General features: G+C 67.7%; 19 protein-coding genes and 1 pseudogene. 14 read left to right on the forward strand and 6 right to left on the reverse strand.

Annotation, left to right across the window (positions count from 1 at the left end; translation table 11 throughout):
* Positions 1-465 precede the first annotated feature (465 nt).
* Positions 466-918, forward strand: a complete 453-nt coding sequence (locus HHL10_RS05820) for a hypothetical protein (RefSeq protein ID WP_169159408.1) — start codon at positions 466-468, stop codon at positions 916-918.
* Positions 918-1,013, forward strand: a pseudogene (locus HHL10_RS31315) (carboxymuconolactone decarboxylase family protein); the annotation flags it as partial. The gene HHL10_RS05820 and the pseudogene HHL10_RS31315, both read left to right, overlap by 1 nt.
* Positions 1,014-1,057: 44 nt before the next feature.
* On the opposite strand, the gene HHL10_RS05825 reads toward HHL10_RS31315, so the two are convergent.
* Positions 1,058-2,863, reverse strand: coding sequence for a RecQ family ATP-dependent DNA helicase (locus HHL10_RS05825; RefSeq protein WP_169159409.1), 1,806 nt, complete (start codon positions 2,861-2,863; stop codon positions 1,058-1,060).
* Positions 2,864-3,005: 142 nt separating this feature from the next.
* On the opposite strand from HHL10_RS05825, the gene HHL10_RS05830 reads away from it, so the two are divergent.
* Positions 3,006-3,440 carry an organic hydroperoxide resistance protein gene (locus HHL10_RS05830; protein WP_169159410.1) on the forward strand — a complete coding sequence of 145 codons (435 nt, stop codon included), beginning with the start codon at positions 3,006-3,008 and terminating at the stop codon, positions 3,438-3,440.
* Between the two features lie 256 nt (positions 3,441-3,696).
* Here the strand turns inward: HHL10_RS05830 and HHL10_RS05835 are convergent, their stop codons facing one another.
* Positions 3,697-4,635 carry an asparaginase gene (locus tag HHL10_RS05835; RefSeq protein ID WP_169159411.1) on the reverse strand — a complete coding sequence of 313 codons (939 nt, stop codon included), beginning with the start codon at positions 4,633-4,635 and terminating at the stop codon, positions 3,697-3,699.
* A 170-nt stretch (positions 4,636-4,805) separates the two neighbouring features.
* On the opposite strand from HHL10_RS05835, the gene lexA reads away from it, so the two are divergent.
* From lexA to HHL10_RS05865, 6 genes are all read left to right on the forward strand, one after another.
* On the forward strand, positions 4,806-5,483 hold the full coding sequence (gene lexA / locus HHL10_RS05840; protein ID WP_169159412.1) for a transcriptional repressor LexA: 678 nt from the start codon (positions 4,806-4,808) through the stop codon (positions 5,481-5,483).
* A 222-nt stretch (positions 5,484-5,705) separates the two neighbouring features.
* Positions 5,706-6,110 (forward strand): hypothetical protein, encoded by a 405-nt coding sequence (locus HHL10_RS05845; protein ID WP_169159413.1) that lies wholly within the window; start codon positions 5,706-5,708, stop codon positions 6,108-6,110.
* A gap of 60 nt (positions 6,111-6,170) precedes the next feature.
* A complete protein-coding gene (locus HHL10_RS05850) occupies positions 6,171-7,178 on the forward strand; it encodes a D-2-hydroxyacid dehydrogenase family protein (RefSeq protein ID WP_169159414.1) in 1,008 nt (335 codons plus the stop codon).
* Entirely contained in the window at positions 7,175-7,741 is a 567-nt protein-coding gene (locus tag HHL10_RS05855; protein WP_169159415.1) for a chromate transporter, read from the forward strand. The genes HHL10_RS05850 and HHL10_RS05855 overlap by 4 nt, the downstream gene beginning before the upstream one ends.
* A gap of 76 nt (positions 7,742-7,817) precedes the next feature.
* Positions 7,818-8,363 carry a chromate transporter gene (locus HHL10_RS05860; RefSeq protein WP_310734538.1) on the forward strand — a complete coding sequence of 182 codons (546 nt, stop codon included), beginning with the start codon at positions 7,818-7,820 and terminating at the stop codon, positions 8,361-8,363.
* A 90-nt stretch (positions 8,364-8,453) separates the two neighbouring features.
* On the forward strand, positions 8,454-8,915 hold the full coding sequence (locus HHL10_RS05865; protein WP_205832926.1) for a polyhydroxyalkanoate granule-associated phasin: 462 nt from the start codon (positions 8,454-8,456) through the stop codon (positions 8,913-8,915).
* Positions 8,916-8,986: 71 nt separating this feature from the next.
* Here HHL10_RS05865 and upp read toward each other — a convergent pair whose 3' ends face one another.
* Positions 8,987-9,628 carry a uracil phosphoribosyltransferase gene (upp, locus tag HHL10_RS05870; protein ID WP_169159416.1) on the reverse strand — a complete coding sequence of 214 codons (642 nt, stop codon included), beginning with the start codon at positions 9,626-9,628 and terminating at the stop codon, positions 8,987-8,989.
* A gap of 77 nt (positions 9,629-9,705) precedes the next feature.
* Entirely contained in the window at positions 9,706-10,959 is a 1,254-nt protein-coding gene (locus HHL10_RS05875) for a cystathionine gamma-synthase family protein (RefSeq protein WP_169159417.1), read from the reverse strand.
* Between the two features lie 147 nt (positions 10,960-11,106).
* Between HHL10_RS05875 and HHL10_RS05880 the strand changes: the two genes are divergently transcribed.
* The 4 genes from HHL10_RS05880 to HHL10_RS05895 all read left to right on the forward strand — a co-directional run bounded on the left by HHL10_RS05880 (position 11,107) and on the right by HHL10_RS05895 (position 15,595).
* Positions 11,107-11,676, forward strand: a complete 570-nt coding sequence (locus HHL10_RS05880; RefSeq protein WP_169159418.1) for a 2Fe-2S iron-sulfur cluster-binding protein — start codon at positions 11,107-11,109, stop codon at positions 11,674-11,676.
* A 7-nt stretch (positions 11,677-11,683) separates the two neighbouring features.
* Entirely contained in the window at positions 11,684-12,679 is a 996-nt protein-coding gene (locus tag HHL10_RS05885) for an FAD binding domain-containing protein (protein ID WP_169159419.1), read from the forward strand.
* A gap of 24 nt (positions 12,680-12,703) precedes the next feature.
* On the forward strand, positions 12,704-14,959 hold the full coding sequence (locus HHL10_RS05890; RefSeq protein WP_169159420.1) for a xanthine dehydrogenase family protein molybdopterin-binding subunit: 2,256 nt from the start codon (positions 12,704-12,706) through the stop codon (positions 14,957-14,959).
* A gap of 69 nt (positions 14,960-15,028) precedes the next feature.
* Entirely contained in the window at positions 15,029-15,595 is a 567-nt protein-coding gene (locus tag HHL10_RS05895) for an NUDIX domain-containing protein (protein WP_169159421.1), read from the forward strand.
* A gap of 201 nt (positions 15,596-15,796) precedes the next feature.
* Here the strand turns inward: HHL10_RS05895 and HHL10_RS05900 are convergent, their stop codons facing one another.
* Positions 15,797-16,930 carry a DUF4268 domain-containing protein gene (locus HHL10_RS05900; protein ID WP_169159422.1) on the reverse strand — a complete coding sequence of 378 codons (1,134 nt, stop codon included), beginning with the start codon at positions 16,928-16,930 and terminating at the stop codon, positions 15,797-15,799.
* Between the two features lie 982 nt (positions 16,931-17,912).
* Between HHL10_RS05900 and HHL10_RS05905 the strand changes: the two genes are divergently transcribed.
* Positions 17,913-18,632, forward strand: coding sequence for a DUF4145 domain-containing protein (locus tag HHL10_RS05905; RefSeq protein WP_205832927.1), 720 nt, complete (start codon positions 17,913-17,915; stop codon positions 18,630-18,632).
* A gap of 120 nt (positions 18,633-18,752) precedes the next feature.
* Here the strand turns inward: HHL10_RS05905 and HHL10_RS05910 are convergent, their stop codons facing one another.
* Entirely contained in the window at positions 18,753-19,520 is a 768-nt protein-coding gene (locus tag HHL10_RS05910; protein ID WP_169159424.1) for an SIR2 family NAD-dependent protein deacylase, read from the reverse strand.
* Between the last annotated feature and the right edge of the window lie 66 nt (positions 19,521-19,586).

Below are 19,586 nucleotides of genomic sequence, written 5' to 3' on the forward strand. Positions count from 1 at the left end.
GAGAAAGATGGTAGGGCCCGTGACGGGAGCCATTACCCGAGTATGGCGGACCGAAACCCGGCTTTTTCAATTCAAGTATTCAAAACAGCGGTTTGGCGGGGCCATGGACCAGGAGTTATACCCAGGGCGCTTCAAGAATTCTCAGGAGCCGCCGATATGGACCGTGGGCGTCGTCATGCGGCCTGCGCAATGCGCGCCGCCAAAAGCATGATCCGGAGATTAAGCAGGACCGAGAACACAGCGATTAAATTGACCCAAGGCAAGGTCAACTATTTTCAGGACAAGAATAGAAAAATTTCGGCCATGTGCAAATCCTATGGCTTTCCGGCCGCCTCTTGCCTTGCGAAGCCCTTCCCGGTTTTGAAACCGGAAGAATTCATGCTCCACCTCAGGAACATGTCGCGCCTTCACCGCCCGGCGCGGCGACGCTGCCGGGCTGGCTCACGACCACATGGTGCGCCCTGAATGCCTGCGGCTGTCTGCCGACGGCTGTCGCGCCTGGTCCGGCGCCACGACGCGGCCAACGGGAAATTGCTGGCCGAACTGGCCACGCACCCCGAGGACGGATTGCGCCGGGATTTGAGCCGCACCCTGGAATCCCTGCCGGCGCATTACCTGGACATCGTGCTGCCGCGTGATGTCGAGAGCTTGCGCCTCAGGAAATCGCCGAGCGCACCGGGAAAGGCGGCGCCTGCGCAAAAGCCGCCCGCACCGGGCCTGGGCCGCGGCATGGGAATATCTTTGCACTTGCCGATGACCCAGGGAGCCGCCCGCACGTCCGGCTGCCGGGATGCCGGCGACCGCCAATATGCGCGCGAGCCGATGCGCCTGCCGGCCGCCGAGGCCCAGGCCTTCATGGCATTCAGGCAGCTCGGCGAGCGCGCGGATGCCATATTCCAGCCAAATACCGTGCGCTGATCGCGCCGGGCGTCGCGCTCACCAGGCCATGCGCCTCTTGCATCGACGCGCATGCCGAAAATGCGGCGCGCAACGGAGTTTCCCGGAAGGAACTGGCGGGGGCGGCCGTCAGGCGCGCGCCCCGCCACGCAGCCCCGGCTCAGCCCGCCGCCGCGCTGGGCGCGTCGTCGCGCTGCACGTACTGCGTCACGAAGCTGCGCGTGCGCCCGTCGGGGAACTGGATCGACACCTCCTCGGCGCTGGCCGAGGCCACGCGGCCGCTGCCGTAGCGCGGCACGCGCACCATGTCGCCGGGATGGAAGGCCGGCGCGGGCGCGGCCACCGGCACCCGCGCCGGCTTGCGCAGGCTCACCGGCGTGGCCGGGGGCGCGGGGTCCGGGCCCGGCGCCACGGCCTGCGGGCGCGGCTGCTCGCGCAGCGGCGTCACCGGCTCGTTGGCCGCCTCGTCGCGGGCCGGGGGTTCGGCTGCGGCGCGCTGCGCCGCCTCCTGCGCCTGTGCCCGGTTCAGGCAGTTGTCGCAATGGCCGCAGTGCTCACCCTCGAAGGGCGGCTCCTGGTCGAAGTACTCCAGCAGCACGCGCCAGCGGCACAGCCCCGTCTGCGCGTAGAACACCATGCGCTCCAGCGCCTCGTGCTCGTGCTCGGCGCGGGCCGCGTAGTCGGCCACCAGCGGGGCGATGTCGAGCTTCTCCGCCCCGGGCAGCAGCGTCCAGGCGCGCGAGCGGTTGGCGCGCACCATGCCGGCGTCGCGCAGCAGCGTGAGCACGTGCATGACGCGGTGCCGCGTGTAGCCCGGCATCCGCTGCAGCAGCGCCGCCACCGACAGCGGCGCCTCGCTCAGCGCGTCCAGCACCTGGCGCAACTCGTCCGCGTCGGGACGGCTGCGCGCCAGGAAGAACTGCTGCACCTGGCGGTCCGGGCGGTGGTAGAGCAGCGCGCAGTCGGCGGCCTCGCCGTCGCGCCCGGCGCGGCCGGCCTCCTGGTAGTAGGCCAGCAGGCTGCCCGGGAGCTGGTAGTGCAGCACGAAGCGCAGGTCGGCCTTGTCGATGCCCATGCCGAAGGCGTTGGTGGCGATCATCACCCGCGCCTGCCCGCTCATGAAGCGCTCCTGGTTGGCGTGGCGCTCGGCGGTGCGCAGCTTGCCGTGGTAGCGCGTCACGGACTCGCCCGCGGCGCCCAGGCGCTGGTAGAGCTCGTCACAGGTCTTGACGGTGGCGGTGTAGACAATGCCCGGCCCGGTGCTCTTGCCCAGGGCGCGCTGCAGCGTCTCGTACTTGTGCTTCTCGCTGTCGCACACGGCCACCTGCAGCCGCAGGTTCGGGCGGTAGATGCCGGTGTCAACGGTCTCCAGCTGGGGACGGCCCAGGTGCTGGCGGATGTCGGCGATGACCTGCTCGGTGGCCGTGGCGGTGAGCGCCAGCACCGGCGGGTCGCCCAGGCTGCGCAGCGCGGCGCCGATGCCCAGGAAGGCGGGGCGGAAGTCGTGGCCCCACTGCGAGATGCAGTGCGCCTCGTCCACCACCAGCAGCGCCACGCCGGCGTGGCGCAGCGTCTCCAGGAACTCGACGTCGGCCAGCCGCTCGGGCGTGGTGAAGACGATGTCGCTGCGCGCCTCGGCGATGCGCGCCATCGAGTCCTTCTGCTCCGAGGCCGGGCGCGCGCTGTTGAGCTGCGCGGCCTCGACCCCGGCCTCCTCCAGCTTGGAGGCCTGGTCCTGCATCAGCGCGATCAGCGGCGACACCACCACCGTGCTGCCCTTGAGGTGCAGCGCCGGGAGCTGGTAGCACAGCGACTTGCCCGCGCCGGTGGGCATGAGCGCCAGCGTGTCCTGGCCGGCGAGCACGCGCTCGATCACGGCCTGCTGGCCTTCGCGCAATTCGCGCAGTCCGAAAGTGCGGCGCAGGGAGCGGCGCAGCGCCGCGGGAAGTGTGGAGGCAGTCGTCATCGAAGGGCTAGCCGGAAGTCCATGGCAGCGCGTCGGCAAGCGGCATGCCCTTGAACGCGGCAGGGACGTTTCCCGGGCCTTTTCTGGTGGCGGGCGGCTGTATCCACACTGCGGACCCCGCAACACCACGGAGAAGGAACCCATGGCCATCGACAAAGCCCTCTACACCGCCACCGCCACCGCCACGGGCGGCCGCACCGGCAGCGCCAAGTCCAACGACGGCCGCCTGGAAGTGCAGTTGTCCACCCCCAAGGAACTGGGCGGCGACAGCGGCCAGGGCACGAACCCGGAGCAGCTCTTTGCCGCCGGTTACTCGGCCTGCTTCATCGGGGCCATGAAGGCGGTGGCCGGGCGTCAGCAGCTGCAGTTGCCCGCCGACCTGTCCATCACCTCGGACGTGGCCATCGGCCCGCACGCCAACAAGGCCGGCGCCTTCGGCATCCAGGTGGACATGAAGATCTCCCTGCCCGGCATGGACCGCGCCGCCGCCGAGAAGCTGGTGGCCGAGGCCCACGAGGTCTGCCCGTATTCCAACGCCACGCGCAACAACGTGGACGTGAAGCTGACGGTGGTGTGAGCCACGCGGGCCGCCGAGGCCCGAGCGCACCAACAACCGATGAACGGCGCCTGCGGGGCGCCGTTTTTCATGGCGGCTCCACGTGGCGCCTCGCGCACACCAAGGCGCCGCATTCCCCTCGCCCGCTTGCGCGGGAGAGGGGCTGGGGTGAGGGTGCAACCACTTGGACACCGCCTCCTCCAGCCCACGTCGGGCCCTCACCCCTGCCCCTCTGCGTGGCGAGGGGAAAGTGGCGGCCCGGCTTGCGGCCGGCAGCTCAAGACACCTTGGTCAGCAACCTCAACATCAGCTCGATGCGCGCCGCCGCCGGCGTGAGCAGCCCGGCGCTGTCGAAGCGCTGGCCCGGCTGCTCGATCACGCCGCCCTGCGCGCAGCGGCTGGCCACCAGCACCGCCACGCCCTGCGCCGCGGCCTCGTCCAGCGCCGCGGCCAGCGCCTCGTGCAGCGTGCCGTTGCCGGTGGCGGCGACCACCAGGCCGTCCATGCCGGCGGCCAGCAGCGCGCGCACGACGCGGCCGTCGCCGCCGCCGTGCGACTGCACGATGTCCACGCGCGGCCACGCATCCACCGGCGCGGCGACCGCCGCCAGCCCCAGCGCATCGCCCTCGGGCCAGGGCCGCAGCTGGCGCAGCCGGCCGGCCTCGACGAAGCCCAGCGGCCCGGCGTCGCCGGAGGCCAGCGTGTCGAGCCGGTAGCTGTGCTGCTTGCGCAGCGTGTCGGCGGCGTGGACGCTGCCGCCCATGACGGCCAGCACGCCGCGCGCGCCGGGCACGGCGGCCAGGGTGAAGGCGTCCACCAGGTTCTGCGGCCCGTCGGGCATCAGCGCCGTGGCCGGGCGCATGGCGCCGGTGATCACCACCGGCTTGTCGCGCGGCGCCAGCACGCGGTGCAGGAAGTACGCGCTTTCCTCCAGCGTGTCCGTGCCGTGCGTGACGATCACGCCCGCCACCTCCGGCCGCGCCAGGTGCTGGCTCACGCGCTGAGCCAGTGCCTGCCACAGCGCGTGCGTGGCGTCCTTGCTGTCGATCTGCGCCAGCTGCTCGGCCTCGACCGGGAAGCCCCGCAGCGCGGGCACGCCCGCGATCAATGACTCGATGCCGAGCTGCGCGGCGCGGTAGCCCAGGTGGTCGCCCGTGTCCGCCGCGGTGCCCGCGATGGTCCCGCCCGTGCCGAGCACGACGAATCGGCTTTGCATGCCTTCACTCCATGGATGAAAATACAGGTATGGATTCCGCCGAACGTCCCCGCTCCGGGCCCCGCGCCGCCGCCGGCCGCGCTGCCCGCGGCACCCCGCCGGCCAGCAACGCGCCTGGCAGCACTCCCTCCCGCCGCAGCACCTCTCGCGGCACCGCCTCCAGCACGCCCATGAACATGAACCTCACGCCCCGTCAGCAGCAGGTGTTCGACTTGGTACAGGAGGCCATCGAGCGCACCGGCGCCCCGCCGACGCGCGCCGAGATCGCGGCGCAGTTGGGCTTCCGTTCCGCCAACGCGGCCGAGGAGCACCTGCAGGCGCTGGCCCGCAAGGGCGCGATCGAGCTGGTGGGCGGCACCTCGCGCGGCATCCGGCTCAAGTCTGACACGCTGCGCGCGCTGCGCGCCGCGCGCGCCGACGACACCATGGCGCCGCCGGCCCTGCTGGCCGCCGCGGCGCTGTCGCTGCCGCTGGTGGGCCGCGTTGCTGCCGGCAGCCCGATCCTGGCGCAGGAGCACATCGACCAGCATTACCAGGTCAGCCCCGCGCTCTTCCCTGTCAAGCCCGACTACCTGCTGCGCGTGCGCGGCATGAGCATGCGCGACGCGGGCATCCTCGACGGCGACCTGCTGGCGGTGCAGCGAGCCGACGACGCGCGCAACGGCCAGATCGTGGTGGCGCGCCTGGGCGACGAAGTGACGGTCAAGCGCTTCCAGCGCACGCGCGCCGGCATCGAGCTGCTGCCCGAGAACCCCGAGTTCCAGCCCATCCGCATCGCCCCGGGCAGCACTGACTTCGCGCTCGAAGGCGTGGCCGTGGGCCTGATCCGCAACACGGCGCTGATGTAAGCCCCGGGCTGTCCCCGCCCACATCCCGCACGCGGCCCTCCGGGGCCGCTTTTGTCGGGAAGAGGTGTAACGGGCGGTGCGGGCCGCAGGCACCGAAGGACGATTCCCGGGCCACGCCACGCGGCCTCAGCCCGAAGGCGACACGGGCCCGGACAAATTGAGGACCGTTACAGCTTGAAATAAGACAGTCAAGTGGCTTATTTCACGGCTTTGGCGCACGGGATGCGCTTCGACAATCCGGCGCATTCCTCGTACCGCGCCATGAAGTTCTTCCGCCGTACCCCCCGTTGCCGCACTGCGGTCTGCCCGCCGTCGAGCAGCTTTGGCGCCGACAGCCGCTGGCGCCAGCTCACGCGCTGGCTGCGTCCGGACGGCGAGGGAGCGTCGGAAGGCGCGCGCCAGGCCTTCGAGGAGGCGCTGCGCGGCCTGCCGGGCGACGAGGCCGAGATGCTGCGCACCCGCGTGCGCCGCAGCCCGGGGCTGCAGGAGCTGTGGCACCTGCGCTCGGCCGTGTTCGGGCTGGTGGCGCGGCACAGCAGCCAGCTCGAAGCGCAGCGCCGCATGGCCACGCTGGACCGCCACTTCCCCAGCCGGCGGCTGAACGCCGCCGCCGCACGGCGTCCCTGAGGCCTCGCCGGCCTTCGTCAAAGAGGCGGGTCCACCAGCGCAGGCAGAATCCGCGCTGGCATGAACATCATCATCCTCGACGACTACCAGGACGCGGTACGCAAGCTGCACTGCGCCAGCAAGCTCGAACACCTCAACGCCAAGGTGTTCACCAACACCGTCAAGGGCATCGGGCAGCTGTCGGTGCGGCTGCGCGATGCGGAGGTGCTGGTGCTCATCCGCGAGCGCACCCACTTTCCGCGCGCGCTGCTGGAGAAGCTGCCCAAGCTGCGGCTGATTGCGCAGACCGGCCGCGTCGGCCCGCACATCGACATCGAGACCTGCACCCGGCTGGGCATCGCCGTGGCCGAGGGCGTGGGCTCGCCGGTGGCGCCGGCGGAGCTGACCTGGGCGCTGATCATGGCGGCGATGCGGCGGCTGCCGCAATACATCGCCAACCTCAAGCATGGCGCCTGGCAGCAGTCGGGCCTCAAGGCCGCCTCCATGCCGCCGAACTTCGGCGTCGGCATGGTGCTGCGCGGCAAGACGCTGGGCATCTGGGGCTACGGCAAGATCGGCCAGATCGTGGCCGGCTACGCGCGCGCCTTCGGCATGCAGGTGCTGGTGTGGGGCCGCGAGGCCTCGCTGGCCAAGGCCCAGGCCGACGGCCACCTGGCCGCGCAGAGCAAGCGCGACTTCTTCGAGCGCTGCGACGTGCTGAGCCTGCATCTGCGGCTCAACGACGAGACGCGCGGCATCGTGACGCTGGGGGACCTCTCGCGCATGAAGTCCACCGCCCTCTTCGTCAACACCTCGCGCGCCGAGCTGCTGGAGGAGAACGCGCTGGTGTCGGCGCTCAACAAGGGCCACCCGGGCATGGCGGCGGTGGACGTGTTCGAGTCCGAACCTACCCTGCAGGGCCACCCGCTGCTGCGGCTGGAGAACGCGGTGTGCACGCCGCACATCGGCTACGTCGAGCAGGACAGCTACGAGCTCTACTTCGGCGCCGCGTTCGACAACGTGCTGGCCTACATGCGCAAGCAACCGACCAACATCGTCAATCCGGACGCGCTCAAGGTGATCCGTTGAGCGAACAACCGGCGCCCGCCGCGCCGCACAGCGCGTGGGCGCTGGCGCTGGCCTTCAACCGGCTGGCGCTGCAGGGCTTCGGCGGCGTGCTGCCCGTGGCGCAGCACGAGCTGGTGGAGCGCCGCGGCTGGCTCACGCGCGCGGAGTTCCTGGAGCTGCTGGCGCTGGCGCAGGTGCTGCCCGGGCCCAACATCGTCAACCTGGCGCTGATGTTCGGACACCGCCATTTCGGCCTGCGCGGCGCCGCCGCGGCGCTGGCCGGGCTGACGCTGGTGCCCACGCTGATCGTGCTGGTGATGGTGGCGCTCTACGGCCGCTTCAGCGCGCTGGCGCCGGTGGCCGGCGCGCTGCGCGGCATGGCCGCCGTCGCCGCCGGGCTGGTGCTGGCCATGGGGCTGAAGCTGCTGCCCTCGCTGAAGAAGAGCCCGCTGGGCCTGCCGCTGGCGCTGGGCGCGGCGGCGCTGTCGCTGGGGCTGATCCTGGGCTTGCACTGGCCGCTGGTGGCCGTGATCGCCAGCGTGGGCGTGGCCTCGGTGCTGCTGGCCTGGTGGCGGCTGCGATGAGCGCCCCCGCACGGCCGCTCCGAAGGGGGCGCTCCGTCCCGCTCGGCGGGACCGCGCGCAGCGCGAGGGTGCACCAGTGAGCCCGACCGCCGCGCTGGGCTGGGCCGACTGGGCCGCGCTAATCCTGCATTTCATGATGCTGTCGCTGCTGTCCATCGGCGGCGCCATCGCCACGGCGCCGGAGATGCACCGCTACCTGGTGCGCGAGCACGGCTACCTGGGCAGTGCCGATTTCAGCCAGGCCGTCGCGCTGGCGCAGGCCGCGCCCGGGCCCAACGTGCTGTTCGTGGCGGTGCTGGGCTGGCAGATCGGCGGCGCCGCCGGCGCGGCGGCGACCATGGCCGGCATCCTGCTGCCCTCCTCCGTGCTGACGCTGGCGCTGGGGCACTGGAGCAGCCGCCAGCGCGACAGCCGCGAGGTGCGCGCCTTCATCAGCGGCCTGGCGCCGCTGACGGTGGCGTTGCTGCTGTCCACCGGCTGGCTGCTGGGCGAGCCCGCCCAGGCGCACCGGGGGACGCTGGCGCTGTTCATCGGCAGCGCCATCGTGGCCTGGCGCACGCGCATCAACCCGCTGTGGCTGGTGGCCGTGGGCGCCGCCGCGGGCGCGCTGGGGCTGGCCTGAGGCACGGTCCGCACCCCGGTGTGCGCCGCCTTCACACGGGCGTACCGCTTGCTTTCACCGCTTATCCAACTCCAACACAAGAGGCTTCGCATGCCGAATTCGGTTCAGACCTGGACGCACTGGTGGCGCAACGCGCAGACGGTGTGGGACATCGCCCTGTCGGCGCCACAGGTGATCGCGCACCGCACGGCGCGCATGGCGCTGGCGGGACATTCGCCCTCGGCGCGCGACCAGCAGGAGTTCCAGCGCATGGGCGCGGAGAAGCTGGAGGCGATGGGCGAATCGGCCGTCGCGGTGATGTTCCAGATGTGGCAGGCCCAACAGGCGGCCACGCTGGTGCTGATGGGCGCGTGGTGGAAGCCGCAGGCCTGGTTCGACACGGGGCCCTGGCTGCGCGCCATGCCCGGCGTGACCGCGGCCGGGCTGAAGCCGGTGCACCGGCGCGTGACGGCCAATGCGAAGCGGCTGTCCGGCATTGCGGTGTCACCGGCGCTGCCGGCCCTGGTCGCGGCGGCTGCGCCGGCCAAGCGGGCCAAGCGGCGCGGCAGATGACGTCCCAATGAAAAGAGGCGGCCCGAAGGCCGCCTCTTCATCCTCCAGCTCCCGTGCAGACGCGCTCTGGCTCAGCGCGTCTCCTCGTCCTTGGTGCCGAAGATCTTGTCGCCCGCGTCGCCCAGGCCCGGGATGATGTAGCCCAGCTCGTTGAGGTGCGAGTCCACCGCGGCGGTCCAGCAGCGCACCTCCGGGTGCGCGGCCTCCAGCGCGGCGATGCCCTCGGGCGCCGCCACCAGCACCAGCGCGCGGATGTCCTTGCAGCCGCGCGACTTGAGCAGGTCGATGGTGGCGATCATCGAGCCGGCGGTGGCCAGCATCGGGTCCACGATCAGCGCGGTGCGCTGGTCCAGGTGGCCGACGAACTTCTCGAAGTAGTGCTCGGGCTGCAGCGTCTCGTGGTTGCGCGACAGGCCCACCACGCTGATCTTGGCGTTGGGCACCATGTCCAGCACGCCGTCGAGCATGCCCAGGCCCGCGCGCAGGATCGGCACCACGGTGACCTTCAGGCCGGCGATCTGGTCCACCTCCACCGGGCCGCTCCAGCAGTCGATGGTGGTCTTCTCCAGCGGGAAGTCGGCGGTGGCCTCGTAGGCCAGCAGCCGGGCGAGCTCGTGGGTGAGCTCGCGGAATTTCTTGGTGGAGATGCCGGCCTCGCGAAGCAGACCGATCTTGTGCTTCACCAGGGGGTGAGTGACGTCAATGATGGGCATGCACAGAAGTCTAAGGGTTGGCCCCGGTACGTTGCCGTGATGGCATACCGATTCCCATGCCGTCCGGCAGGCCCCGCTCAGCCTTGCAGCGCCTGGGCGAAGTCGGCGATCAGGTCCTCGGCCTCCTCGATGCCGACCGAGACGCGCACCATGCTGTCGCCGATGCCCATGTCGGCGCGCACCTCCGGGCCGGCCTCCCAGAAGATGGTCGGCGCCACCGGGATGACCAGCGTGCGCGTGTCGCCCAGCCCGGTGGCCTTGATGGGCAGTTGCAGCCGGTTGAGCACCGGCAGCGTTTGCGCGGCGTCGCGCAGCTCGAAGGACAGCAGCCAGGAGCCGCCCTTGAACCAGCACCGCACCCGCTCGTGCTGCGGATGCGAGGCCAGCCCGGGATAGAGCACGCGCGCCACGGCCGGGTGCGCCTCCAGGAAGCCCGCCAGGCGCAGCGCCGTGTCGCTGCTGCGCTGCACGCGCAGCGCCAGCGTCTCGGCGCCGGCGGCGATCTGGTGCGCCTGCTCCGAGGACAGCGCCGCGCCCATGTCGCGCAGGCCCTTCTTGCGCAACTGCGTCAGGCCCCACTGTGCCGGGTCGGCACCGCGGTAGCCCTCGAAGATGGCCGGGCAGTCGCGCCAGTCGAACAGCCCGGTGTCGGTGACGGAGCCGCCCAGCGCGATGCCGTGGCCGGCGATGGTCTTGGTCAGCGACTGCACCACCAGGCCCGCGCCCACGCTGCGCGGGCGGAACAGCGCCGGTGAGGTGATGGTGTTGTCCACCACGTAGAGCAGCCGCTGCTCGCGGCACAGGGCGCCGAGGGCCTCCAGGTCCGGCACCTGCGTGCCCGGGTTGGCGATGGTCTCGACGAAGACCATGCGGGTGTTCGGGCGCAGCGCGGCGCGCACCGAGTCCGCCGAGCAGGCATCCACCGTCGTCACCTCCACGCCGAGCCGGCGCAGCGTGCCGAACAGGCTGTTGGTGTTGCCGAACACGAACTTGCTGGACACCAGGTGGTCGCCGGCGCGCAGCAGCGTGAAGAACACGGCCGTGATCGCCGCCATGCCGGTGGAGAAGCAGATGGTGCCGACGCCCTGCTCCAGCCGCGTCAGCTTGGCCTCCAGCGCGGCGGTGGTGGGCGTGCCCTGGCGCGCGTAGTTGAAGGCGCCCTTGAGCGTGCCCTGGAACACGCCGATCAGGTCCTCCACGCGCTCGAAGCCGTACTGCACCGAGGTGTGGATCGGCTTGCGAATGCCGCCGTGCTCCACGCCCACGGCGCGGTCGCCGTGAACGAGATTGGTGGTCAGGCCGGGGCCTTGGCGTTCAGAGGAGGAGTCCATGTTTTTTCTGCCCGAAGAGACATGCCGCGAAGCCGGCGCGCGGCTTCTGGCGAGTAAGGGACTCAGGGTAACCGCTGAGCCGGGAACAGCCCTTGCCGCTGTCCGCGACCGCTTCATGCCTATGCGCGCCGCCGCGCACCGCCCGCCATGGACCAGCCCGTTTCCCCGGCCGCGGCCCCCGCCGCCGAGGCCATATCTCCCCATTGCCGCCTCAGCTTCGAGCTCAACGGCCAGCCCCAGACCCTCGATGTCGAAGCCCGCGTCACGCTGCTCGACGCGCTGCGCGAGCAGCTGAAACTGACCGGCACCAAGAAGGGCTGCGACCGCGGCCAGTGCGGCGCCTGCACCGTGCTGGTGGACGGCCGCCGCATCAACAGCTGCCTGACGCTGGCGGTGATGTGCGAGGGCTCGCAGGTCACCACCGTCGAGGGCCTGGGCACGCCGGAGGCGCTGCACCCGGTGCAGGCCGCCTTCATCGAACAGGACGCTTTTCAATGCGGCTACTGCACCCCCGGCCAGATCTGCTCGGCGGTGGCGCTGCTCGATGAAGCCAAGGCCGGCTGCGCCAGCGCCGTCACGCCGGGCCTGTGCCGCGTCGAGGGCCCGCTGAGCGACGCCGAGATCCGCGAGCGCATGAGCGGCAACCTGTGCCGCTGCGGCGCCTACCCGAACATCGTGCGCGCGGTGCGGCAGGTGCTCGATTCGGACCGGGGCTGAGCGCGCCATGGACAATTTCACTTACCAGCGTGCCGGCTCGCTCGACGAGGCCCTGGCACTGATGGCCGAGCCCGGCGTGGCGGCTATCGCCGGCGGCTCCAACCTGCTGGACCTGATGAAGGGCGGCATCGCCCGCCCCTGCAAGCTCATCGACGTGAGCCGGCTGCCCTGGAGCGCCATCGAGGAGCTGCCTGACGGCGGCCTGCGCCTGGGCGCGGGCGTGCGCAACAGCGACGCCGCCGACCATCCCGAGGTGCGCGTGCGCTACCCGCTGCTGTCGCGCGCGCTGCTGGCCGGCGCCACGCAGCAGCTGCGCAACATGGCGACCGTCGGCGGCAACCTGCTGCAGCGCACCCGCTGCCACTACTTCTACGACGACGGTTTCAGGCACTGCAACAAGCGCGAGCCGGGCAGCGGCTGCGACGCGCTCAATGGCTTCAACCGCCAGCACGCCATCCTGGGCACGAGCGAGCACTGCATCGCCACGCACCCGTCGGACATGGCCGTGGCACTGGCCGCCCTGCGCGCGCGGGTGGTGTTGCGCAGCCAGCGCGGCGAGCGCGTGCTGCCGCTGTCCGAGTTCCACCGCCTGCCCGGCGACACGCCGGAGCGCGACAGCGAGATCGCGCCGGACGAGCTGATCACGGCGGTGGATCTGCCGCACTCCACCGCCGGCACGCACAGCTGCTACCTGAAGCTGCGCGACCGCGCCAGCTACGCCTTCGCGCTGGTGTCGGTGGCGGTGGCGCTGGAGGTGGACGACGACGGCCGCGTCGAGCGCGCCGGCCTGGCGCTGGGCGGCGTGGCCCACAAGCCCTGGCGCGTGGAGGCGGCGGAGCAGGCCCTGGTGGGCCGCGTGCCGGATCGCGACGCGGCGGCCGAGGCCGTGAACCTGTTGCTGGCCGGCGCCCGGGGCCATGGGGACAACGATTTCAAGATCGAGCTGGCGCGCCGGGCCACGCTGCGCGCCATCGCGCGGGCCGCGCACAGCCCGGCGCATTGAGCGCCGCGCCACCAGGACATCGCCATGGACAACTCCTCTCCCACCCTGGGCGCCCCGGCCGGCAGCGACGAGAGCGGCAAGCTCGGCACCGGCCTGAACCGCGTCGATGGCCCGCTGAAGGTGTGCGGCCTGGCCCGCTACACCGGTGACTTCTACGCCCCCGGATTGACCCACGCCACGATGCTGCAGAGCCGCATCGCCGCCGGCCGGGTGAAGCGCATCGACACGGCCGCCGCCCTGGCGCACCCCGGCGTGCTGCACGTCATGACGCACCTCAACGCCCCGCGCCTGCCCGAGGGCGGCCAGGCGGGCATCAAGCCGCCGGCCGGACGCACGCTGTCGCTGCTGCAGGACGACCGCGTGCATTACGACGGCCAGCCCATTGCCGTCGTGGTGGCCGAGACGCTGGAGGCCTCGCGCCAGGGGGCGCGGCTGCTCAAGGTCGAGGTCGAGGAGGAAACGCCCGTGCTGGACTTCGAGGCGGCCAAGGCCGAGGCGCACCCGCCCGAGGAGGCGCAAGGCCAGGAGCCCGACAGCCAGCGCGGCGACCCGGCCGGCGGCTGGAGCGCGGCGGCGCACCGGCATGAGGCCACCTACACCACGCCGCTGCAGCACCACAACCCGCTGGAGCCGCACGCCACGCTGGCGCAGTGGGACGGCGACCGGCTCACGCTCTGGGACTCCACGCAGTACGTGCACGGCGTGCGGCAGACCGTGGCGCAGCGCTTGGGGCTGTCCCCGGAGCAGGTGCGCGTGGTGAACCCCTTCGTCGGCGGCGCCTTCGGCAGCAAGGGCTCGGCGTGGTCGCACGTCGTGCTGGCGGCGATGGCAGCGCGCGAGGTGAAGCGGCCGGTGCGGCTGGCGGTGGAGCGCACGCAAATGTTCGGGCCGGTGGGGAACCGGCCCTTCACCGAGCAGAAATTCAAGCTGGCGGCGGACACTGAGGGCCGGCTCACGGCGCTGGAGCACCACGTGCATGCCGAGACGGCGCGCATCGAGGACTGGATCGAGCCCTCGGCGCTGGTGTCGCGCTTTCTCTATGCCTGCGACAACGTCGCGACCTCGCACCGGCTGGTGCCGCTGAACGTGGGCGTGCCCACCTTCCAGCGTGCGCCGGGCGAGGCCACGGGCACCTTCGCGCTGGAGTCGGCCATGGACGAGCTGGCCCACGCCGCCGGCATCGACCCGCTGGAGTTCCGGCTGCGCAACCACTCGGACTTCGACGCCGAGCGCGGCCTGCCCTACTCCAGCAAGTCGCTGCGCGAGTGCTACGCGCGCGGCGCGGAAGCTTTCAATTGGTCGCGCCGTGATTCGCGGCCGGGCGCGATGCGCGACGGCGACGCGCTCATCGGCTGGGGCATGGCGACGGCCACCTACCCCGCCAAGCGCATGCCGGCCGAGGCCACGGCTGCGCTGTTGCCGGACGGGCGCGTGCGGGTGGAATGCGGCACACACGACCTGGGCACCGGCACGTGGACGCTGCTGACGCAGGTGGCGGCCGACGCGCTGGACCTGCCGCCCTCGCGCATCGCGCTGCGCATCGGCGACAGCGCGCTGCCCATGGCGCCCGTTTCCGGCGGCTCCATGACCGCGGCCAGCGCCGGCGCGGCGGTGTTTTCAGCTTGCGAGGAGCTTCGCACGCGGCTCATCGACGTGGTGGTGGCGGACGAGGACTCGCCGCTGCACGGCGTGCCGCACGAGCGGGTCGAGTGCCGAAACGGCGGGCTGTGGCACCGCAACGAGCCCGGCCGCGGCGAGGCGCTGGCGACGGTGGCGGCGCGCCACCGCGAGGACGAGCTGCAGGTGAAGGTCAAGGCCACGCCGGGGCCGGACGCGGAGAAGTTTTCGAAGCACTCCTTCGGCGCCGTGTTCGCCGAAGTGCGCGTGGATGCGGAGCTGGGCGTGATCCATGTGCCGCGCATCGTGGCGGCCTACGCGGTGGGCCGGCTGCTCAGCGCCAAGGCCGGGCGCAGCCAGTTGCTGGGCGGCATCGTCTGGGGCCTGTCGATGGCGCTGCACGAGCACTCGCTGCGCGACCCGCGCTATGGCCGCATCGCCAATGCCAATCTGGCCGAATACCACGTGCCGGTGAATGCCGACGTGCCGGACATCGAGTTGATCGTCGTGCCCGAGGACGATCCTCATATCGGGCCGCTGGGGGCGAAAGGGATTGGAGAAATCGGCATCACTGGCGTCGCGGGGGCGATTGCCAACGCGGTGTGGCATGCCACCGGCAAAAGAATTCGGGATTTGCCGATTTCCTTGGATGCGCTGCTATAACCAGCCCGGATGACCGCATGGGGTGCACGGACCCCATGCGGCAATAAATCAACGATGGGAGGACGCGGCATGGCCGAATCAAATACGCATGCCGGTGCGCCGGAAATCACCTGCACCGGCTCCAGGCTCGTGTACGAGAACCGCTGGATCAGGCTGAGGGAGGACGCCATCCTCCGGGCTGATGGCACGCCCGGCATCTACAGCGTGGTCGAACGATCCGACTTCGCCGTGATCGCAGCCGTCGAAGCCGGGCAGATTTACCTGGTCGAGCAATTCCGCTATCCCGTCGGCGGGCGCTATTGGGAATTGCCGCAGGGCGCCTGGGAGGACGACCCCGGAAAATCGCCGGAGGAAGTGGCGCGGGGCGAATTGCGCGAGGAAACGGGTTTATCAGCCGGCCGGATGCAGCAGGTCGGCTCACTGTTCATCGCTTACGGCCTGTGCACGCAGCGCTGCAACGTCTTCTTCGCCACCGAATTGACCCAGCACGCCCAGCAGCTCGACGCCGAGGAAATGGGCATGATCTGCAAACCCTTTCCCCTGGCTGAATTTGAAAGAATGCTGCGGGAGGGCGTGATTCAGGATGGGACGACGATGGCGGTGTTTGGGTTGTTGAGGTTGAAGGGGTTGATTTGAGGCAGCCTATTGCAATTCACACAAAGCTCGAAAATTCATAACACTCCTATTCCGTTCGTCCTGAGGTATCGAAGGATGAACGGCCCCAGCCGCGCGGCGGGCCGAAGAAAAAGCGTCGTCATTCCTGCAAAAACATGAATCCAATGTTTGCAAACTGGATGCAGGCCGCCCGCCGGCGCGAACTTGGATGCGCACGCGCTGTCAAAGCGTATAACAATCCCTGATTTTTGCCCTAAGCTTAGAAATCTCAGGCTCGAATACTCGCACCATTCGCTGAACCTGTTCCACCAGCCAATCAATCATGTCAGGCCAGTTATCCCGGTTATGCCCATCGAATTCCCGCGCAATTTCAATGATGGATGCTTTTTTGTCCCCCATACGCCGCCATGACAAAGGGGCGCCGTAAGCCCCATCTAATTCAGACGCCCGAGCCTGAAGAACATCAAAAAGACCTTTATTTTCCTCCTTGCTTGTGCGGGCCAACTCAAAACTTACTCTAACCTCGTGGCGAGTAAATATCATGGAGTAATGCACACCACTTAAACCGGAACCTGCATTCAACCAATGGTCGTGCCCGGGAGTGACGTTGGCATAACGTTTGACACCAGCCTGTTCCAGGGCTTCAAGCGTTTTTTGCCAAAATTCTAGCCGCAACTGATGCCTCGTGAACTCGCCACGCTCAACTGCCTGCTCTTCCACTTCCTTCTCTGAAACACCGATCATCAACTCTTCAGCTTCGGGCAATGGAATAAGCTGCTCAATTGTCAAAAATAAGTCTGCGCCATCCTGGTATGGCTTGGCCCTGAAGCACTTAACAAGGACATTGTGTTTCAGCAGCCATAGCACAGCGGAGGTTACTTCCTTGCGGAATTCGGCTGCCACCATGATCAAACGCTGATTCGTGCCGTGGTTAAGAGTGACCTCTTCGAATTCCTCTTTGCCGAGAAATTCACAAATTATGGACTTGGCGTCACACCCCGGACCCAGCTTATCCAGATAGCGTTGAAAGATTTCGGCAACTTGCGTTTTCGAAAGCGCCGAGCAATACGCCGCGTACTTCAGGGACTGCCAGACGACATTACGTCCCGAGTCATCCAGCTTATTTTCGATGATGACCAAGGCGCCGGACTTGTCTATGGCCAGCAAATCCAAGCGCTCCTTCGTATCGTCGAAGCCGTCGAATTCCTTCTGGATGATCAACAGTTCCTCGCCCAGTGCATCGGGTTGGTTTGCCAGCCATTCTTGCAGGTGGGCGCGTTCGGTGAAGCCCAGTTCCGAGAAAGTGACTTGGCTCAGGGCTGTGATTCGATTGGTTTGGCGGTGGATGCGGTACATTGGTTTTCTTGATATCTTTGGTGTTTAAAACAGCATTGTGGATTTTATTTCAAACAATAATTCCAGTAAATTCAGAGCTTGACCGCATAAATTTGATGCACAGGCTACGAACTTAACTGTGCTGCAGCGTTCGGCGCATTTGAGAGTCGGGCCACACCGCGAGTGCTTAGCGTGCCAAAGCAAGCTAGCAGCCTCGCACATGGAGTTGAGCGCCTTCAAAATCAGACCATGCTGCTGCGGGCGCAGTCCTTCTAAAAAAGCGTGCATACTTCACACGTGAGCGTACATGACAAGTAGGCAGCGGAATTTATTTCCAAACTTTGTGTATTTTCTCACGATTATTCAGAGTCGGAACCGCTACTCATGCTGTCGGCATTGATCGTCCGCCTGCCTCCCGGTTGGCCTAATACAGCGACCTGACATTCGAGATGGGTCCGCGAACCTGCTTCTTGCGGAGAAAACGTAGGTCGGCGATGATAGTGACGTAGAAATTGGGCCGTATCGAGCAATTGACGTCGATAGACCTAATCGACGCCATTTCTGCCAATCAACACTGGAGAGTTCTAAATGGCTTTATACAAGTATGGCAATCGTCTCACACAGTCGCAGCACGGAGCCTTTGACGCAACGCATACCCCTGGCACGCAAGCTCCTTACCCCGGGATCTATCGCTGCACATCTTGTGGAGATGAAATTGCAATTGCAGGCGGACACACGCTGCCTCCTCAGAATCATCGCCAACACAATCCTGCTAATGGCCCAATCGAATGGCAATTACTGGTCTATCCGGTTCAGCAGAATTAATCAAGCCATTCAACTAATCAAGCGAACTTGCATTCCACAGTGCTAAGCAAGCAATGCACTGCGTCTAAAAATCACTTTAGAGAACACTGTGATTACCACCAATTCCACACCCTCAACGGAATCAACGGCATTCGCATGTCCGCATTGTGGCGCCTACACGAGCCAGCACTGGTTTCACTTGTACGCCAGACAAAACAATGACGATGCTCGCACCCCAAACATACCTGACGAAGATAGGCGCAAGCACTTTTTGGAGGCATCAGATATACCTCAAGAAGTAAAACCCAAACTCTTGGAATGGTGCGACAAAATACTATCTGGTTCTCCGTTTTTTGAAGACATTGGCAAGTGGGACAATGTTCGGAATACGGTCGAAAATCTTAATATTAGCGAATGCTATAACTGCAAAAAAATTGCAGTTTGGGTTCATAAGTCAATGGTGTACCCAGAGACAAGAATGGGGCCTAAGCCCAACGTGGATTTACCAACAGACATCCTTCGCGACTACGAGGAGGCCAGAAGCATCGTCAATGTCTCCCCTAGGGGAGCTGCAGCATTACTTCGACTTGCCGTTCAGAAGCTATGCGCACATTTGGGAGAGCGCGGCAAAAACATAGACGAAGACATTGCCAGTTTAGTTGGCAAAGGCCTTGACCCCTTAGTGCAACAGGCCCTAGACATTGTCCGTGTCATAGGTAATGAAGCAGTGCACCCAGGGACTTTAGATATTCGAGATGATCAAAATATTGCCATTCAACTATGTGAGTTGGTCAATTTGGTGTGCCAGCAAATTATCACCCAGCCAAAAGCTATTCGAAGCTTATACGACAAGCTACCTGAAGGAAAACGGACAGCCATTGAATCTCGAAATGCAAAGGCATTGAACCTCAACACCTAAACGGCCATCACAGCGACACAGGCCATTTCGAAGCAGCCTGATTGATAGCGCACACTGCTATTTCAGCAGCACATCAACGCGGTGATTCAAGGGTATTTTTCGAGACAAACCACCCTCCCCTCAAACCCCCTCCAACACCCCAGGCAACACCCCCGCCGCCGTCCCCCGCAGGCACAAATGCGCCTGGTCGTCGATGGCGCTGGGCTGGGGATTGAGGATGGCCACGTGCCCGCCCGCCTCGCGCGCCACCTGCGCCAGCCCGGCGGCGGGCCAGACGGCGCCCGAGGTGCCGATGACCAGCAGCACGTCGCACTCGAAGGCGGCGCGCTCGGCGGCTTGCAGCACGCCCTCGGGCAGCATCTCGCCGAACCACACCACGCCCGGGCGCACCAGGTTGCCGCAGGACGGGCACTTCGGCGGACGGCCCGGCACGGCGCCGGCCGTGTCGGTGAGCACGGGCTGGTGCGCGCAACGCTCCAGCCAGCGGTCCAGCAGGAGGTCGCCGTGCAGGCGCAGCGTGTCGCGGTTGCCGGCGCGCTGGTGCAGGTCGTCCACGTTCTGCGTCACCAGCGTCAACCGGCGCGGATGGCGGCGGGCGTAGCCGGCCAGCGCCCGGTGGCCGGCATTGGGTAGCGCCTCGCGCACACCCTTGCGGCGCTCGGCGTACCAGTCCCACACCAGCCGCGGATCGGCGCGGAAACCGGCCTCGCTGGCCAGCTGCATCGGGTCCAGGTGCGACCAGTAGCCGGTCTGCGCGTCGCGGAAGGTGGGAATGCCGCTCTCGGCCGACATGCCCGCGCCGGTGAGCACACAGAGCTTCCTGGCGGCGCGCAGCCGCTCGCGCAGGTCCTCGATGTCGCGGGCGGTGGTGGGGTCCATGAGGCTCATTCGGATTCGTGAAGCTCTTGCGGCTTGCCGCACAGCCGGGGCCGTTCATCCTTCGATACCTCAGGA

Source organism: Azohydromonas caseinilytica, from assembly GCF_012927045.1.
GTDB classification, from domain to species: Bacteria; Pseudomonadota; Gammaproteobacteria; order Burkholderiales; family Burkholderiaceae_C; genus Azohydromonas; species Azohydromonas caseinilytica.

Coding starts and splice junctions, on each gene's coding strand:
- HHL10_RS05820 (WP_169159408.1), top strand. CDS start 466: ATGCCTGCGGCTGTCTGCCGACGGCTGTCGCGCCTGGTCCGGCGCCAC.
- HHL10_RS05825 (WP_169159409.1), bottom strand. CDS start 2,863: ATGACGACTGCCTCCACACTTCCCGCGGCGCTGCGCCGCTCCCTGCGC.
- HHL10_RS05830 (WP_169159410.1), top strand. CDS start 3,006: ATGGCCATCGACAAAGCCCTCTACACCGCCACCGCCACCGCCACGGGC.
- HHL10_RS05835 (WP_169159411.1), bottom strand. CDS start 4,635: ATGCAAAGCCGATTCGTCGTGCTCGGCACGGGCGGGACCATCGCGGGC.
- lexA (WP_169159412.1), top strand. CDS start 4,806: ATGAACATGAACCTCACGCCCCGTCAGCAGCAGGTGTTCGACTTGGTA.
- HHL10_RS05845 (WP_169159413.1), top strand. CDS start 5,706: ATGCGCTTCGACAATCCGGCGCATTCCTCGTACCGCGCCATGAAGTTC.
- HHL10_RS05850 (WP_169159414.1), top strand. CDS start 6,171: ATGAACATCATCATCCTCGACGACTACCAGGACGCGGTACGCAAGCTG.
- HHL10_RS05865 (WP_205832926.1), top strand. CDS start 8,454: ATGCCGAATTCGGTTCAGACCTGGACGCACTGGTGGCGCAACGCGCAG.
- upp (WP_169159416.1), bottom strand. CDS start 9,628: ATGCCCATCATTGACGTCACTCACCCCCTGGTGAAGCACAAGATCGGT.
- HHL10_RS05875 (WP_169159417.1), bottom strand. CDS start 10,959: ATGGACTCCTCCTCTGAACGCCAAGGCCCCGGCCTGACCACCAATCTC.
- HHL10_RS05880 (WP_169159418.1), top strand. CDS start 11,107: ATGGACCAGCCCGTTTCCCCGGCCGCGGCCCCCGCCGCCGAGGCCATA.
- HHL10_RS05885 (WP_169159419.1), top strand. CDS start 11,684: ATGGACAATTTCACTTACCAGCGTGCCGGCTCGCTCGACGAGGCCCTG.
- HHL10_RS05890 (WP_169159420.1), top strand. CDS start 12,704: ATGGACAACTCCTCTCCCACCCTGGGCGCCCCGGCCGGCAGCGACGAG.
- HHL10_RS05895 (WP_169159421.1), top strand. CDS start 15,029: ATGGCCGAATCAAATACGCATGCCGGTGCGCCGGAAATCACCTGCACC.
- HHL10_RS05900 (WP_169159422.1), bottom strand. CDS start 16,930: ATGTACCGCATCCACCGCCAAACCAATCGAATCACAGCCCTGAGCCAA.
- HHL10_RS05910 (WP_169159424.1), bottom strand. CDS start 19,520: ATGAGCCTCATGGACCCCACCACCGCCCGCGACATCGAGGACCTGCGC.